This is a genomic window from Pseudovibrio flavus (assembly GCF_009711345.1).
GTDB classification, from domain to species: domain Bacteria; phylum Pseudomonadota; class Alphaproteobacteria; order Rhizobiales; family Stappiaceae; genus Pseudovibrio; species Pseudovibrio flavus.
Genome location: NZ_SMMA01000052.1, coordinates 1 through 16,271 on the forward strand (window position 1 = coordinate 1; position 16,271 = coordinate 16,271).

General features: G+C 50.9%; 13 protein-coding genes. 5 read left to right on the forward strand and 8 right to left on the reverse strand.

What is annotated here, in order from left to right:
* The coding region (locus tag E1162_RS03290; RefSeq protein ID WP_257098628.1) for a TRAP transporter substrate-binding protein at positions 1-618 on the reverse strand (618 nt) is incomplete at its 3' end.
* A gap of 239 nt (positions 619-857) precedes the next feature.
* Between E1162_RS03290 and E1162_RS03295 the strand changes: the two genes are divergently transcribed.
* The 5 genes from E1162_RS03295 to E1162_RS03315 all read left to right on the forward strand — a co-directional run bounded on the left by E1162_RS03295 (position 858) and on the right by E1162_RS03315 (position 6,664).
* Positions 858-1,832 carry a C-terminal binding protein gene (locus E1162_RS03295; protein WP_371311791.1) on the forward strand — a complete coding sequence of 325 codons (975 nt, stop codon included), beginning with the start codon at positions 858-860 and terminating at the stop codon, positions 1,830-1,832.
* A gap of 211 nt (positions 1,833-2,043) precedes the next feature.
* Positions 2,044-2,739, forward strand: coding sequence for a GntR family transcriptional regulator (locus E1162_RS03300; RefSeq protein WP_155126762.1), 696 nt, complete (start codon positions 2,044-2,046; stop codon positions 2,737-2,739).
* A 201-nt stretch (positions 2,740-2,940) separates the two neighbouring features.
* Complete coding sequence (locus E1162_RS03305) at positions 2,941-4,212, forward strand: ATP-binding protein (protein WP_155126765.1); 1,272 nt, start codon at positions 2,941-2,943, stop codon at positions 4,210-4,212.
* Positions 4,209-5,345 (forward strand): lipid II:glycine glycyltransferase FemX, encoded by a 1,137-nt coding sequence (locus tag E1162_RS03310; RefSeq protein ID WP_155126768.1) that lies wholly within the window; start codon positions 4,209-4,211, stop codon positions 5,343-5,345. The genes E1162_RS03305 and E1162_RS03310 overlap by 4 nt, the downstream gene beginning before the upstream one ends.
* Positions 5,342-6,664 carry a lipopolysaccharide biosynthesis protein gene (locus E1162_RS03315; protein WP_155126771.1) on the forward strand — a complete coding sequence of 441 codons (1,323 nt, stop codon included), beginning with the start codon at positions 5,342-5,344 and terminating at the stop codon, positions 6,662-6,664. The genes E1162_RS03310 and E1162_RS03315 overlap by 4 nt, the downstream gene beginning before the upstream one ends.
* Before the next feature lie 15 nt (positions 6,665-6,679).
* Here E1162_RS03315 and E1162_RS03320 read toward each other — a convergent pair whose 3' ends face one another.
* From E1162_RS03320 to speA, 7 genes are all read right to left on the reverse strand, one after another.
* The gene (locus E1162_RS03320) at positions 6,680-6,910 is read right to left on the reverse strand and encodes a hypothetical protein (protein ID WP_155126774.1); all 231 of its coding nucleotides are present in this window, start codon (positions 6,908-6,910) and stop codon (positions 6,680-6,682) included.
* Between the two features lie 150 nt (positions 6,911-7,060).
* Complete coding sequence (gene pepT / locus E1162_RS03325) at positions 7,061-8,299, reverse strand: peptidase T (RefSeq protein WP_155126777.1); 1,239 nt, start codon at positions 8,297-8,299, stop codon at positions 7,061-7,063.
* Positions 8,300-8,373: 74 nt separating this feature from the next.
* Positions 8,374-9,933, reverse strand: a complete 1,560-nt coding sequence (locus tag E1162_RS03330; protein ID WP_155126779.1) for an AbgT family transporter — start codon at positions 9,931-9,933, stop codon at positions 8,374-8,376.
* 485 nt (positions 9,934-10,418) lie between these two features.
* Positions 10,419-11,267, reverse strand: a complete 849-nt coding sequence (gene speB / locus E1162_RS03335; RefSeq protein ID WP_155126782.1) for an agmatinase — start codon at positions 11,265-11,267, stop codon at positions 10,419-10,421.
* Positions 11,268-11,341: 74 nt separating this feature from the next.
* Positions 11,342-12,520, reverse strand: a complete 1,179-nt coding sequence (gene nspC / locus E1162_RS03340; RefSeq protein ID WP_155126785.1) for a carboxynorspermidine decarboxylase — start codon at positions 12,518-12,520, stop codon at positions 11,342-11,344.
* 2 nt (positions 12,521-12,522) lie between these two features.
* Positions 12,523-13,734 (reverse strand): saccharopine dehydrogenase family protein, encoded by a 1,212-nt coding sequence (locus E1162_RS03345; RefSeq protein ID WP_155126788.1) that lies wholly within the window; start codon positions 13,732-13,734, stop codon positions 12,523-12,525.
* Positions 13,735-13,756: 22 nt separating this feature from the next.
* Positions 13,757-15,616 (reverse strand): biosynthetic arginine decarboxylase, encoded by a 1,860-nt coding sequence (gene speA, locus E1162_RS03350; protein WP_371311796.1) that lies wholly within the window; start codon positions 15,614-15,616, stop codon positions 13,757-13,759.
* Between the last annotated feature and the right edge of the window lie 655 nt (positions 15,617-16,271).

Sequence of the window (16,271 nt, forward strand, 5' to 3'; positions counted from 1 at the left end):
ATCTACAACGCCCTGCTGAAGAGCGGAGTATACTTCACCGAATGCCATTGGGGTTGGGTTCGCGCCGAGGTGACGGAACGCAGCCATGTGAGCGTCAACCTGCATGGTACGGATCTTGATGCCGTTCAGGTCTTCTGGCTTGTGTACAGCGCGAACGTTGGTGTTCACCTGACGGAAGCCGTTTTCGAACCAGCCGAGGTGCAGCATGCCGATATCCATCGCGCGCTCACCAATGAACTCGCCATAAGAACCGTTCAGAGCAGACAGAGCGGTCTTACGATCAGGGAACATGTAAGGCAGTTCGGAGGTTGCAAATGCGGTGTCCCAGCCAGCCAGCACAGCAACGGTAGAAGCGTTAAGGTCGATGGTGCCGTCCTGTACGAATTCTAGCAGCTCGCGGTCCTCTCCCATCTGACCGTTTGCGTAGATTTCTACTACGATGTCACCTTTGGATTCAGACTCGACTACTTCTTTGAATTTTTCCCATGCTTTGTGCATGTGGTAGCTCTCGGTGTTACCGTGAGCAACGCGAAGGGTGTAGTCAGCAGCAAAAGCAGAGCCTGCAGCAAAGGTCAACGCAGCGGCAGCAACAGCGCCAGCCAATTTCAGCTTCAACATTATATTCTCCCAGTTATGTAATCTGACATTCCAGATCGTAAGCAAAGCACACTAGGGAAAATCCCTAAAAGCTGAGCTTACCTTGGAATATCAGCTGGTTTCGGAGCATAATCGATGATTTCGCCACAACATTGACATTAATCAAAGCAGCAAACTGAAATCTCACTTCATAAAATATGGCAGCTATCCGTTGGAAACACACCAAACTGGAACGCCACTTTTGATGGGAGTATACTTAAGTGACCAAACCTAAAGCAAAAGTCGTTATGCTTGAACCGGGCTACTCCGACTACGTGTCCGAAAAAGCTGCACTGGCTGAGTTTGATCTCGATTTCGTTGTTGTAAGCCGTGATGCCAGCGACGAAGAACGTATTGCCGCCGCTCGCGATGCTGACATCGTGATGCTGCGTGACCGCCTGCTCGACGCTGACATGCTCGACAAGCTGGAAAACGCAAAAGGCGTTGTTCGTTATGGCGTTGGCTATAACAACATCGACTTCAACCACGCTGCAAGCCGCAAAATTCCGGTTTGTAACGTGCCTGACTACGGCGCAGATGCAGTTGCAGAATTCGCTGTTGGCCTGATGTTTGCTGCTAACCGCATGATCGTTTCTCGCGACAAGCTGGTTCGTAACGGCGCATGGGATATCTCTGAAAGCCAGCCAGTTCGTCTGCTCGTAGGCAAGACCCTCGGCATCGTTTCTTTCGGCCGAATTGCTCGTCATTTCAAACAGAAAACCGACGGTATCGGCTTCAAGGAAGTGCTCGTACACGACCCTTACCTGAGCGACGAAGATGCAGCACGCTACGGCGTTCGCAACGTTGACATGGACACCCTCTGCAAAGAGTGTGACATCATTTCCATGCACGCTCCACTGACCGACGACACCTACCACATCCTCAATGCTGAACGCATTGCGATGATGAAGCCTAACTCCGTTGTTGTGAATACCGGTCGTGGCGGTTTGATCGACGAAGACGCGCTTTACGACGCTCTCAAAGCACGCCGTATTTTCGCAGCTGGCATCGACGTATTTGAAGTTGAGCCTGCAATCAAAGACCACAAGTTGTTTGAACTCGACAACGTAGTCGTCGCCGACCACACCGCGTGGTACACGGTAGAATCCCTAGAAGAACTGCAGACTAAAGCAGGTCTGGAAGCTGTTCGTATGCTCAAGGGAGAAGAGCCGAAGAGCTGGATTAACCGCTGGTAAGACGACTTTTTAGGGCCGCAGACAATTCTGCGGCCCTTTTTCTTTCAAACTAACGTTCCACTTTTTCAGTTTTTGCCGGTTTTTTGGGCTTTTCGCGCCGACGTGTTATTGCAATACGCTACAAAAACACTATAGCCAGATCTGAGATCGTGCTTTGGCAAACCCTTTGCATTAGTTTAATCAAGACTGGGAATCGAACTGGCAACCACCGATGAAAGAGCAAAAAAAACTCCTCCGAGAAATCGTTTACTCCCGATTGAAGTCGAGGATTGTCATCGGCAAATTGCCTATGGGCTCCAAACTTTCTGAAAACAGCATTGCTAGCGAACTGGGTGTAAGTAAGTCGCCAGTGCGTGATGCTATCCAGATGCTAGAACGCGACGGTCTTGTAACCGTTAAGCAGCAATCTGGAACGTTTGTTGTAAAGCCTAGCAAAGAGCAGCTAAAGGAGATTCTTGAGCACCGCCACGCAATAGAAACTGCGTGCCTGCGCTATTGTGATCGCGATTTTCTGCCAGATTTGGGCCAAGAACTCGCCGGTATAGTTGAGCAGATGGAGTTTTCCATCGAGCAGAATAACACTGCCCTCTTCTACCTACTGGATCATCAGTTCCACGAAAAGATCGTCGCAGCGGCTGGTAACCGCCTTTTGGTCAAATCTTACGAGCTATCCAACACGTTGATGGCGGCGATCCTGAACCAGTACGGCCTTTCCGACGAGTACGTTCTGAAAGCCTACAAAGAGCATCAGTTGATCGCAAACTTTCTCATCAACAGCGACCTTGAAGGGGCGATCACAATTCTGGACGATCACCTCAACGTCGAGCGCAACATTTACTACGGCTACCAGTTCAAAGAATTCCTGAACCATGTCGGCGTAAACCTGCCGGATCAAGACAAGCTGTAGACCAAATAGCTTCGCAGCTAACTACACCTCCACATGGACATGCAATGCGCGGAACAATCGGTCCGCGCATTTTTCGTTTCCGGCTGTTTTTTCGCCTAAAGTTTTCGGTTCCTAACCTCAAACTACGCCTTGTGTCGTCTTTACGAGTTATAAGGCACTGCTATTTATACTCCGCTTTATTCAGTGAAGGCGGGCTGCATCATGGGCATAAATAACAAGCAAATAACCACCCAGAACGAGACCATTCTCCTCCTTGGAAACTATCGTCCAACCCTTGCTCTTGCCAAGCAATTCAAGGGCGAAGGTTATAAGGTGATCGCTGGCCTAGAAGGCTGGGAGGGCGGCGCCCAGTACAGCAAATATGTCGATTCTATCTGGGACCATCCAGATACCGCAAAGTCGCCAGATGCCTTCTTACAAGCGCTGCTCAGCTTTTGCGATGAGCAGAAAGTCTCCATCGTCTTTCCGGTGGCTGAGGAGTTCGTACGCCTGCTCGCAAAGAACACTGAAATCCGCGAACAGTTACCGCCAGTAGTACTCGTCTCTCCGACACTCGTGGAACAATGTCTCGACAAATTCGGCATGCTTTCACGGTGCACCAAGCTTGATGTACCTACCGCACCTTATGGAACAGCAACCTCCATGCCGGAGTTGGAAGAGGTGCTCGCAATTATCGGGTATCCAGCGGTTATTCGCCCTGAGGCTTCCACTGTCCGCATCAACGACAAGAAGGCAATTACCGTTACTTCTAAGGAAGATCTACTCGCACAGCTACCGGTTTGGCCTGCAAGCCAAGGCATGTTGATCTGCCAAGCATTTGCGAGCGGCCTTCGCCACAATGCCTATTTCGCTGCCAAGGACGGCAAGGTTTTCCGCTTCCTCCATGCCAAGATCCTAAGAACTGACGTTCCAGATGGGTCTGGTCTTGCTGTCGAAGGGATCACTCTAGACGCCGACCCAACCCTGCGCCGATATACCGAGGCCCTTGTTGCAGACATGAATTACACCGGTATTGGCTGCGCGCAGTATCTCGTTGACGACGAAACCGGCGCTATCAGCTTTCTGGAGATTAATGCGCGTATCGCCGGAAATCATTGCGTACCAGAGGCTACCGGTTTGAAGCTCGGTCAAATTCTGGTCGATCTGGCTCTTAACAAATCACTCGACACGACGTCGATTACAGGCAAAGGCGGAATGCGCTACGCTTGGTTTAGCGGCGAACTGATGGGCATTAAAATCGCTCTACTCCGCAAGCAACTCAGCGCGAAACAAGCCGTTTCGAGCCTATATCTTGCGGTCGTTACAGCGCTTAGGGCAGATCTACACATGACGTTTTCGTGGCAGGATCCGAAACCGGGAATTATGGCCCTGTTTCGCGTAGTCCCGAGCCCAGCACGCATTATTCAACGGGTTTGCGCGCCTATCTCCAATATTTTCAAAAAGTCATTTTCCAAAGGGACGCATCAACAATGAGCTTTGCCCTAGCCTCCAAGGAGTCTCCTGTGCTGCACCAAGCCGCCTCTAGACCTCAAAGTTCCCCTGCCCCTCTTGAAGCTGTGAAGCTGGATCGGGATACATTTGATGTTCTTTCAGCAGAATTTGATGATGTCCTTCACGAACAGACCGCAAGCTATAACGATGCACGCTGGGGAGCGGACCGTAGCGAGTATGTAGGCTTTAAACGAGGCAACACATTCGTCGGTGCATTGGCAATCATTGTTATTCCTGCCCCATATACAGGCTCTGGCCTCGCCATTGTGAAGTGGGGACCGCTCTGGAGAAAGTCCGGCAAGCCGACTGATATCAGTATTTATCAGCAGATCATCGAGCATATCCAAACTGAATATGCAGGTCGTAGACGCCTCTACGTAACCGTTATGCCGCGGGCCGAACCGGAATTGGCAGGGGAAATTGAAGAAATTCTTGTCGAGAAGGGCTTCAAGGCGGGGGATTCCCTCCCATCGCCGGAACGTTACCTCGTTAATACACAAGAAAGTTCCGAGGAATTGCACAAGGCGCTATCCCAAAAATGGCGCTACAATCTGAAAAAAGCCCTCAAAAATGACTTCGAGATTGAATGGGTAGAAGGTTACGACGGCTTTGAGCAGTTCATGGACCTATATACCGCCATGCTGGAGCGGAAAGATTTCTTCGATCACTCCGCTATCTACACCCTCGATGATCTCATGCAGAGCCAGAGCGATGCCATCCGCCCTCGCATTATGCTTGTCTCTCACGAAGGTGAAGTCGTTGCTGGCGCAGTCGTGGATATGAGCGGCGATACTGCAATCTATCTCTATGGAGCAACCAACAACCGCGCTCTTCCGCTAAAGGCCGGTTTTCCTATGCATTGGGAGATCGCCAAAGAACTATGCGATCATCCGCGCATTAAATGGTACGACCTTGGCGGAACGGATCAGGACGCAGGTCTTGAACAGTTCAAAAAAGGCTTCGTTGGCAAATCTGGCCGAATGCCGGTTTTGCCGCCCAACTACCACTACACAGCCTCCATTCGAGCGCGTTTGATCGGGGAACTGACGTTCCAGATTAAACGTGGACGCGTGCTTTTCCATAAACTCCGGCGCCAGCTCAAAGGCAGCAAATGAACAGCTCCACCCTTTACTCGTTCATGATGCGCTTCTTTACGCTGACCGGCGCGCGCATCCTCGGCGCTGTCGCGGCGCTGGGAACGAACCTTCTGATCGCCAGAGTGTATGGCGCAGATATGCTGGGAACCCTCTCCGTTCTTTTGGCCGTCTCTGCCTTGCTCGCCATGATGACGACTGGCGGTTACAACGCCATCGCAACCGTTCTAACGGCTGAGTACAACGCGCAAAAGAAGCCTGAGCTTTTGAAAGGCTTTATCATTCAGGGGACCAAGCTTCTCAGCGTTGGCACGCTCTTGGGTTCTGCGGGCTTTGCAGTCTACCTTTGCTATTTCCCGCCCGAGATTGCCTACTCCTACTGGAAGACGGTAGCTGCTGCTGTTGTATTTATCGGCGCAAACGGAGCAATCTTCTTCTACTGCATGGTTCTCATCGGGCTTGATCGCCAGCAAAGCGCCCTACTCCCGGACACGCTGCTAAAACCAGCATTGGCGCTGCTTCTTCTGCTGATCACAGCAATGTTCAGTCACAAAATTCGCATCAGCGATCTGCTTATCATCTACGGCGTTGCAAGCCTTGCAGCAGGCGTGAGCGCGGTGCTCTTCCTTCATAGAACGGGTGTCTGGAGTAAGTCGATCACAGCGAAGTCTGATAGCAGCCGCTGGATAAAGATGGGTCCACCGTGGATTGTCACGTCCATCGTTTGGGACTTCTTCATTGAACTGCATATCATCTTGGCTGGCATCATCGCCCTTCCGGCACAAATCGCAGGGCTGCATATTGCATTCCGGCTGCGGATGATTGCGGGCTTCGGCATGCGCACACTGTATTCGCTGCTTCTGCCAGAAATCTACGCCAAGAATGCGCTTCAAAACGGGGCTGAGGTCATAGCAAAACTGCGCCTTGCGGTTCTCTCGACAACGGCTTTCAGCGTCTGCGTGATGATCGGCATGTATGTGCTTGGTGAGTTCGCCTTGAGCTTATTTGGGCCGGAGTTCGTTGCCTACTGGCCTCATCTCCTGATCATCAGCGGTGCGATTTTCTTCCGAGCAATCTTTGGCCCAGCCCCTGCTATTCTCTCAATGAGCGGTTATCAGACACAGCCGGCAATCGTCATGGCTGTGTGCTTGGTGCTATCACTAGGCGCAAGTGCTTTCTTCTATCAAACCCACGGCCCATTGGCTTTCGCGGTTGCCTACACAGGCTCGAACGCCCTTTCCAATGTCATCTTGTGGCTTTGGGCGAAAAAACTGACAGGCTTTGATGGCTCTATCTTCGTCCTGTTTACGCCAACAAAAGCGGCCCAGCAGGTTTCTTAAAGAAGGATAGAGGCTTTACTGCCTCTGCCCCCAGTTGCGGGTAAAGCGGGGCGTGTTCAAGCGGCTTGTTGCAGCTTCTGCAACAGCAATCAGCGCGCATGGGTCAACAGCCTTCATGCGGCCAATCTCGCGCGCATAGGTACAGCACGCTTCTTGTGCGTTGTGCGCACTAAGACGGGCGACCAGAAGATCACCGGACCAAACCAGGTAGAATTCTTTCTGCTCAAGCGAAAGCTCGTACTGCATACTTTCCTCGCTTCTTGGCATTGCCTAGTTTTTAGCCTGCCAAGAAGTTAATGGTCGGTCAATATTCGCGCCAACCCTTCGCACAAATATTGACCGAAAACCCTAAGAAACACGGGCGAAAACGTATCCGTTCGCCCGCGCTTCAATAGTTTATGCTTTGTCCGCTACCAGCTTCACAATGCGGCGGGTCACATCGTAAGACTTCTGGAATGCAGAAAGCGGCAGGAACTCGAAGCAGGAATGGAAGTTATGGCCACCAGTAAAGTAGTTCGGCACGACCAAGCCCTTCTTGGAAAGAGCTGAACCATCTGTGCCACCGCGCATCGCGATGGTCTTAGGGGTCACGCCTTCCGCTGCCATCGCCTCATAAATCTGCTGAATAGAATGGTGATCCTTATCTACTGCGTTGGAGATGTTGCTGTAGACATCCTCAATGGAGAAGTCGATCTTCGCTTTCGGGTTCAGGGCGCGGATCTTCTCTACAACTTCACCCACCTTAGCTTTGCGGGCCTCATATGAAGCGAGATCATGATCGCGGATCATCATGGTCATCTGGCATGTTGCCTGATTGCCTGTGATGCCGGCAAACCACCAGTAGCCTTCGCGTTCTTTAGTCCACTCAGGTGTCTGTTTGCGGTCAAACTCGCTCATGATGTCATGAGCTACCAGCACTGGGTTTACCAGCACGCCATAGGCGGACATAGGGTGCGCGGTCACACCTTCAATGGAAAAGTTTACGGTTGCCGCATTGAAGGTCTCGTAAACGACCTCACCCAGCTCACAGCTGTCGATCGTGTAAGCGTAATCGACAGGGAAACGGGTAAGATCCATATGCTTTGAGCCGACAAGGCCAATTTCCTCGTCCGGTACGAAAGCAACATAGATATCGCCATGCTTCTCTTTGTTCGTGATGAGCTGCTCAAGCATTGTCATAACAATGGCGACAGACGCTTTGTTGTCAGCTCCGAGAACGCTCGTTCCATCGCTGAAGATGATCTCTTCTCCCTTGTAGAGATCGATTTCAGGGTTGTTCGCAGAGCGGATCCAGATGTCTTTGTCTGCGTTCAAACAAAGGTCCTCACCTTCATAGCGCAGGATCTGCGGCTTCACGTCAGGCGAGAGGTTAACATCAACGGTATCAAGGTGTGCGACAAAGCCAATGGTATCCACGCCAGAAACGGTACCCGGCAGGTAGGCAGTCAAAATACCAAAGTCATCAATGTGGATCTGTTTCAGTCCAAGCACTTCCAGTTCCCCGGCAAGCATCTTTGCCAGTTCCAGCTGTCCTTCAGAGGAAGGAATTTGGCCAGTACCCGCTTTACTCTGACTGGTTACAGCCACATAGCGGAGAAACTTCTCGGTCATCACCGAGGTAATCGGATTGCTCATTCTGTAAAACCTTAATTCTCAAAGGGAGAACGAATAAGGGCAGCCTGTAGCTACCCTCAAACATTGCTATGCGTTTATACCGCAGGATAGACGTAGCCGCTATCAAAACCGAGCGGAATACCCAGTGCCCAGAACAGGTAGAGGGTAATGGTCATGACGACAAGCAGACCAACCGTGTATGGCACCATCATGGAAACCAGCGTACCAACACCCGTCTTGGTGCAGTAACGCTGACAGTACATGATGATCAGCGGATAGAAGGAGAACAACGGAGTAGAAACGTTGATTGCACTATCGGAGATACGGAAGGATGCCTGTGTCAGCTCTGGAGAGATACCAACCGCCATCAACATCGGAATAAAGACAGGCGCAAGAATAGCCCACTTGGACGATGCAGAAGTGATCAGGATGTTCAAGCACGCAGTCAGGAAGATGATACCCAAAATCGTTACCTGCGGAGGCAGGTCGATGGACTTCAGGAACTCAGCGCCGGACATTGCGATAAGCGCACCAATCTGAGACTGGCCGAACACATAAAGGAACTGTGCGCAGAAGAAACAGAAGACGATGAAGCCAATCAGCGTGATGACGACGTTCTCCATAGACTTCGTGATCTGCGAGGTATCCTTAAAGGTGCCTGCAATAAAGCCGTAAACGATGCCCGGAACCGCAAAGAAGATGAACAGCAGCGGTACGATGATCTGCATGATCGGCGCCTGAGGCGAAGTCATGGAACCATCTGGCGCACGCAGCATGGAGTCTACCGGGTAGAGCAGCAGAACAAGGCCAATAGCCATTGCCAGCATAACGTAGTTCGCTGCGCGGAATGCTTTCGCTTCAAGCGGCGTAACGCTCTGAAGGGAACCTTCGTCCTCGCCTTCCGGCTGGTTGTCGATTGGCATGAACTTCTGCAGGCGCGGCTCTACAATCTTGTCGGTAATGTACCAACATACGCCGATGACACCAAAGGTAGAGCCAAAGGAGATGAAGTAGTTACACAGCACGTTGACCGCGTAGTTCGGGTCAATAATGCGTGCAGCACCCTGCGTGAAGCCCTGCATAATCGGGTCGATGGAAGACGGCGTGAAGCTCGCTGCAAAACCACCAGCAAGACCTGCAAAGGCCGCTGCGATACCTGCAAGTGGATGCTTGCCGGATGCATAGAACATGAAGGCCGCAATCGGCATCAAGAACACGTAGGCACTATCGGCAGCAACGTGACTTACAACACCAACGAAGATAACGGATGGCGTTACAAAACGCTGCGGGGTAATGGCCAGCAACTGCTTAAGCAGCGTGCGCAGGTAGCCCGCGCCTTCAGCAATACCGATACCAAGCGTCGCAACAATTACGATACCCAAAGGTGGGAACGTAACGAAGTTCTTCACCAGACTCTGAGAAAGCGCCAGCAACTCGGAAGGAGCCAGCATATTCTTGATCTGGATTTGCTCGCCGCTTACCGGATTGATGTAATCGAAACTGATGTAAGACAGCAGCCAAGACGCTAGTGCTGCCACACAGAGCGCGTAGAAGAACAGAATTGTGATATTCGGAAGTCTGTTACCAACTCGCTCGATTGCTCCAAGAATGCCAGGTGAACGACCGGCATCCAGGCTTGTCGATGGGGTGGACATAAAATTTATTCCCGCTCAGGCATAACTTCATTAGCGAAGCTTGCCGAATTCTTTTCGTTTCTGCCGCGTAAATACCCCGTAGAGCAATACAATGGCAACGCAGGGATAATACCGATATTTACGCATATGCGCTGTTTTAATTGATTTTTGGAAAGCAAAGTCCCCTTTAAGCGACTGGGAACCAATAGGATTCCTACAGCAGTATTAAGTTAAGTTGCCCAGCAGAGAACTAAAATTACTAGTGCCCAGCACCGCTGATCTTCTGCTGATTTACGACACGACTCTAACTTTTGATTTGGAACGGCATCGTGTAAAAAGAACACTAGGGTATACAAAAGTATCCCTAATATTTCTATCTAAGGCACTTTTATGTAATAATATTACATATTGAGCGCCAATTTTTACCATTCATCACTTTAAGGTCCAAAAACAAAAAGGGCGAAGCTCTCGCTCGCCCTCTTCAAATAACTATTGCGCTAAATAGATTAGACTGCCGTCGCCATCAGGCGATAGGTGATCTGCGCAGCAGTAAAGTCCCAAGCAGCATTACCGTCTGGAGCCAGCTCAACAACGTCGATACCTACGCATTTGCGGCCCTTCAAAGCATGTTCAACCAAGTGCAAAGACTGGTAATAGCTCAGACCACCCGGCACAGGAGTGCCTGTCGCAGGCATCTGGGAAGGATCAATACCGTCAACGTCGAAGGAGATGTACACCAGCTCCGGGAAGTCTTCGGGAAGATCAACCGCATGGATATTGCCGGTTACCAGCTCCTCTGCATCCTTGAAGAACACATTGAACTTCTCGCGGCTTTCCATTTCCTGCTCGCACAACGCGCGAACGCCAAACTGGGCAAGGCGAACTTTCTCTTCCGCCAGCAGGTTCATTACAGACGCGTGGGAGTGCGGATTACCCTGATAGGCAATGCGCAGATCTGCATGGGCATCAATGTGAACGATACCGACTGGCTGACCAAGAGCACGAGCAACACCAACTACGGCGCCATACGTGATGGAATGCTCACCACCCAGCACCACAGGTTCCTGACCTGCTTTCACAGCAGCTTCCGTACGCTGAGCAAGACGCTCCATAACCTCAGGAAGATCGCCCTCGCAGTTCACCTCTTCCTGAGTGTGAATGCCAAGTGCGCAAGGCTCAACGCCATTCGTGATGCGCTCAAGCTCGTTACTGGCTTCAATAATTGCCGCCGGACCGTTGATTGTGCCGGAACCATAGGAGACAGTGCGCTCCAATGGCATCGGGATAACCTGAAAACGAGCGGTTTCAGCAGAGCGCTCGCCCTCGGTGAGTTCGCTACCAAGAAAAATAGTCATGTCCATCTCCTAGGGCATACTCTCAACCGCCGGAACCTCCGGTCATTCAAGAGTATGCGCAAATTCAAAAAGCGTTACGACAGCCTGTTCAGGAAGTCTTCGTAACCGAACTGGCGCACCAGCTTCAGCTCATCGGTCTCGCTGTTCCAAAGTGCAATCGTTGGCAATGGCACACCGTTAAAGGTGTTGGTCTTGACCATGGAATAGTGGCCCTGATCAAGGAACGCAAAACGATCACCAACCTGAAGCGGCTCGGCGCGGGCGTAATCGCCAATCACGTCGCCAGCCAAGCAGGATGGACCGCCAAAGCGATACATATGACCACCTTCGCTAACCTCCCCCAGCATTGCTGGACGGTACGGCGCTTCGATCACGTCTGGCATATGGCAAGTTGCCGAAATATCGACGATCGCCAGATCCATATCGTTGCGATGGATGTCCAGAACTTCACCAACCAGAATACCCGCATCAAGGGCAACGGCTTCACCCGGCTCCAGATAGACTTCCAGACCGGTACGTTCACGCAGGTCTTTGATGAAAGCAATCAGCGCCTCGCGGTCATAATCCGCGCGGGTAATGTGATGACCACCACCGAAGTTAAGCCATTTCAGCTGACCGAAGTACGGCGCAATCTTCTCTTCAATCGCAGCCCATGTACGCTGTAGAGGCTCAAACGCCTGTTCGCACAGAGTATGCATATGAAGACCGTCAACACCTTCAAGAACTTCCGCCGACAACATAGAAACCGGCGTACCAAGACGAGAGCATGGTGCGCATGGATCGTACTTTGGCACTTCACCCTCAGAATGCTGCGGGTTGATGCGCAAACCAACCTGAATGTCACGGCCACTGGCGCGTACATTTGGAAGGAAACGATCTTTCTGTGTCGGGGAGTTGAAGATCAAATGATCGGAAAGCGCGATGATCTCATCAATATCTTCGGCTTTGTATCCAGCGCAGAAGGTTGCAACTTCACCGCCGTATTTCTCGCGTCCAAGGCGCGCCTCGTAAATACCGGAGGCACAGGTACCTTGAAGGTACTCTCGCACTACCGGCGCAAGGGCGAACATGGAGAATGCCTTCAGCGCAGAAAGAATATGGGCGCCCGAACGGTCGCCCACATCTTTCAGAACTTGCAGATTGCGCCGAATGGCTGCTTCGTCAACAACGAAGCACGGGGACGGAACGCGGTTCAGGTCAAAGGACTTGAACGCGCCGGGATCCCCGGCCTGTGTCTGCATCATTTCTGCCATTCTTAGAACTCTACTGGACCGTCCAGCTCAACAACCTGCCAAGGCAGACCCTGAGTGTTCAACATGTCCATGTATGCGTCTGGATCAAGCTGTTCCATGTTCCATACACCCGGCTCTTTCCAAATGCCGTTCAGCACCATAGCAGCGCCGATCATTGCAGGCACACCAGTGGTGTAGGAAACAGCCTGAGAGCCAACTTCTGCATAACACTCTTCGTGATCGCAGATGTTGTAGATGTAGTAGGTCTTTTCGCCAGAACCGTCTTTTGCTTCACCGGTAGCAATGTCACCAATGCAGGTCTTGCCTTTGGTAAGTGCACCGAGGTCGCCCGGATTTGGCAGAACGGACTTCAGGAACTGAAGCGGGATGATTTCGTGACCTTCGTGCATGACCGGCTCGATAGAGGTCATGCCAATGCCTTCCAGAACGCGAACGTGGTTGATGTACGCATCACCGAAAGTCATCCAGAAGCGAGCACGCTTGATTTCAGGGTAGTGCTCTTTCAGGCTTTCCAGTTCCTCATGGTACATGAGGTACATGTTCTTCTCGCCAACGCCCGGGAAGTCGAAAGCGACTTTGTGGGTCATTGCAGGAGAGATAACCCAGTCACCATTTTCCCAGTGACGTGCGTCTGCAGTCACTTCGCGGATATTGATTTCAGGGTTGAAGTTGGTTGCAAAAGCCTGACCGTTGTCACCACCGTTACAGTCGAGAATGTCGATCTGACGGATGGAGTTCAGCTTGTGCTTCTTCAGCCATGCAGCGTAAACGGAAGTTACGCCCGGATCGAAACCGGAACCGAGGATCGCAGTCAGGCCAGCTTCTTTGAAGCGCTCCTGATAAGCCCACTGCCAGTGATATTCGAATTTCGCTTCGTCTTCTGGCTCGTAGTTTGCAGTATCAAGGTAGTTGATGCCAGCTTCAAGGCAGGCATCCATCAGCTTCAGGTCCTGGTAAGGCAGAGCAAGGTTTACCAGAAGTTCTGCGCCGGTTTCCTTGATGAGCGCTACGACTGCGGCAACGTCCATAGCGTCCACTTCCGCAGTCTTAATCTCTACGCCGGTCTTTTCCTTGACGCTCTTTGCGATATCGTCACACTTGAATTTGCGGCGTGATGCCAACGTGATCTCGGAGAAGATGTCCGAGTTCATTGCCATTTTGTGTACGGCTGCGGAAGATACACCGCCAGCACCGATGACCAGAGTCTTACCCATTTATTGAGCCTCCAGTTAGAGATTATTCGTAATAAGTGTAACCATTGATGCTGTCGCGGTAAGCCGCCACCAGCGTTTTTCGATCCGCGTTCTTCAGCTTACCGGCAGAAATCGCTTCATCGATAGATTTGCGGAATGCGTCCATACAGTCCTTAGGGTCATACTCTACATAAGAGAGCACCTCAGAGATTGTATCGCCTTCCACTTCCTGCAACAGATCAAAGCCACCATCTTCACGAAGATCGATAGTAGCAACGTTCGTGTCGCCGAAAAGATTGTGCAGGTCGCCCAGAGTTTCCTGATAGGCACCTATGAAGAACACGCCCATGTAGTAAGGCTTGCCTTCTTGAAGGGAGTGCACTGGCAGAGACGGATGAATGCCATCTGCCAGAATAAATTTGTCCACTTTGCCGTCTGAGTCGCAAGTAATATCAGAAAGCACCGCACGGCGATCCGGCTCCTCGTTGAGCTGCTGAAGCGGCACAACAGGGTGCAGCTGATCAATCGCCCAAACGTCCGGCAATGACTGGAACAAAGAGAAGTTGCAGTGATAGATATCGACCAGCTTCTCCAGATGTGCCGCAACTTCCGGCGCATCTTCCAGATCCCGTGCCAGCACCTTGATGCGGGACATGAGGTAGAGATAGATGCGCTCACCGCGGGCCATCTGGCGCAGATCAATGTAACCACGGCGGAACAGAGCTCGCAATTCGTTGCGATAGAAGTCCGCGTCGTTGATACATTCCTGCAGACGCTCAACGCTCAGATAATTGTTTACCTCAGCAAGGTCGAAAACCAGATGGTGGTCACCTTCTTCCGGTTCGATCTTGTTTGGCGCATCAAACAGCGTTGCTTCAAGAACGTTGAAGATAAGCATAGAAGACGACGCAACAGCTGCGCGGCCACTCTCGGTTACGATTGTCGGATGAGGCAGCTCAGCTGCATCCATTGCATAAGCAACGGTCTCAACCACGTTATCGCAGTATTCTTCAACGGAGTAGTTAGTTGAGTTCTCGGTCGCTTTCTTTTCGCCGGTGTAGTCAACACCCAAGCCGCCGCCCAAATCAAGGAAGCTCAAAGGAGCACCTTCTTTGGTCAGCTCAACGAAATAGCGACATGCCTCACCAACAGAACGGCGCACATCGTTCACATCCGGCACCTGAGAACCGAGGTGAGAGTGCTGCAACTTCAAGCAATGCAGAAGGTTGTGTTCGCGAAGCTTATCAATAACCGCAACCAGCTGATCGGTGTTCATACCAAACACCGAACGATCACCGGAACTCTGCGCCCAGTTACCACCAATCTGGTTGGTCAGCTTAACGCGAACGCCAAGCAGCGGCTCTTCACCCAGTTCTTGAGCAACCGAGATAACGGTCTCAAGCTCCTTAGGGCTTTCCAACACGATAAAGGTGTTAAAGCCAAGCTTACGAGACAGAATAGCGAGACGAACGAATTCCTCGTCCTTGACGCCATTACAAACAATAAGGGCGTCTTTCGCCAAGCGGTGTGCAAGCGCAATCACCAACTCAGGCTTGGAGCCAGCTTCAAGGCCGTAAGAATAAGGGCGGCCATATTCCACGATACGGTCAACAACCTGCGCCTGCTGGTTCACCTTAATAGGGAACACGCCGCGATACTGGCCGTTATATTTGACGCGCTTAATCGCTTCTTGAAAGCTTGTATTAATATGATGGATCTCGTGCTGCAAAAACGAACTAACGCGCAGCAAAACAGGCGCGTGAATACCGCGCATTTCAAGATCATGAACGATTTCTGGAAGACTAACTTTAGGCGCTTCTGGACGAAGCGGGTTACTCAATCCGATATCACCGTTGGGAAGAACAGAAATTAGTCCCTTCCCCCATCGATCCAACCCATACACAGAGTGTGGAGCAACATCGTTATTGCGCAACTGTTTATCCTTTTATACACCGGGCAGCACATGCCCGACCACGCAATTACCAGCTCTACCGACCTACTCACATCAAAATGACATCATGGTTTCATGCGCATTCGATGCATCAGAGGCTTTATAACTAGTGGAAAAGGCCCTGCTTCCAAGCAGGAGTAGACGAATACAGTTTACGTCCAATCGAGGACAACATCCGTCGGGGTTAAACAGCATTTTTCACTCGATAGTCAACCTCGCACCGCTATCTACCAACATATTTTCATAGGTTAGCAACAAGTCGATTTGTTGACGATCCCAGAAGTTTTTTACGCCTCTCTCACTAGACGTCAAACAACTTGTGTGACGGTAAGCCCGCATATCAAAACACAACCCAAAATACAAAATACAATAAAGTAAAAATTGCAGTTAGCCTAATTAACAACCAAAAACATATTAGCATCACTGCAATATATACCAATACAACAAAGCTTACCTATAATTAAACATAACCATAAATTTTGCAGATAAACATAAATAACTTACAGTGACCCTCGTAATATTATAGAATTATAATAATCGAACAAAAAATAACGATGAAAACCAGAGGTAATCTCGACGTCTAGATTATAAATCCATGGGAGGAACC

What these genes read in the sequence shown, in the direction of transcription:
- nspC (WP_155126785.1), bottom strand. Translation starts at nt 12,520, where the DNA reads ATGGCAGAAATGATGCAGACACAGGCCGGGGATCCCGGCGCGTTCAAG.
- pepT (WP_155126777.1), bottom strand. Translation starts at nt 8,299, where the DNA reads ATGAGCAATCCGATTACCTCGGTGATGACCGAGAAGTTTCTCCGCTAT.
- E1162_RS03300 (WP_155126762.1), top strand. Translation starts at nt 2,044, where the DNA reads ATGAAAGAGCAAAAAAAACTCCTCCGAGAAATCGTTTACTCCCGATTG.
- E1162_RS03310 (WP_155126768.1), top strand. Translation starts at nt 4,209, where the DNA reads ATGAGCTTTGCCCTAGCCTCCAAGGAGTCTCCTGTGCTGCACCAAGCC.
- E1162_RS03345 (WP_155126788.1), bottom strand. Translation starts at nt 13,734, where the DNA reads ATGGGTAAGACTCTGGTCATCGGTGCTGGCGGTGTATCTTCCGCAGCC.
- speB (WP_155126782.1), bottom strand. Translation starts at nt 11,267, where the DNA reads ATGACTATTTTTCTTGGTAGCGAACTCACCGAGGGCGAGCGCTCTGCT.
- E1162_RS03315 (WP_155126771.1), top strand. Translation starts at nt 5,342, where the DNA reads ATGAACAGCTCCACCCTTTACTCGTTCATGATGCGCTTCTTTACGCTG.
- E1162_RS03320 (WP_155126774.1), bottom strand. Translation starts at nt 6,910, where the DNA reads ATGCAGTACGAGCTTTCGCTTGAGCAGAAAGAATTCTACCTGGTTTGG.
- E1162_RS03330 (WP_155126779.1), bottom strand. Translation starts at nt 9,933, where the DNA reads ATGTCCACCCCATCGACAAGCCTGGATGCCGGTCGTTCACCTGGCATT.
- E1162_RS03305 (WP_155126765.1), top strand. Translation starts at nt 2,941, where the DNA reads ATGGGCATAAATAACAAGCAAATAACCACCCAGAACGAGACCATTCTC.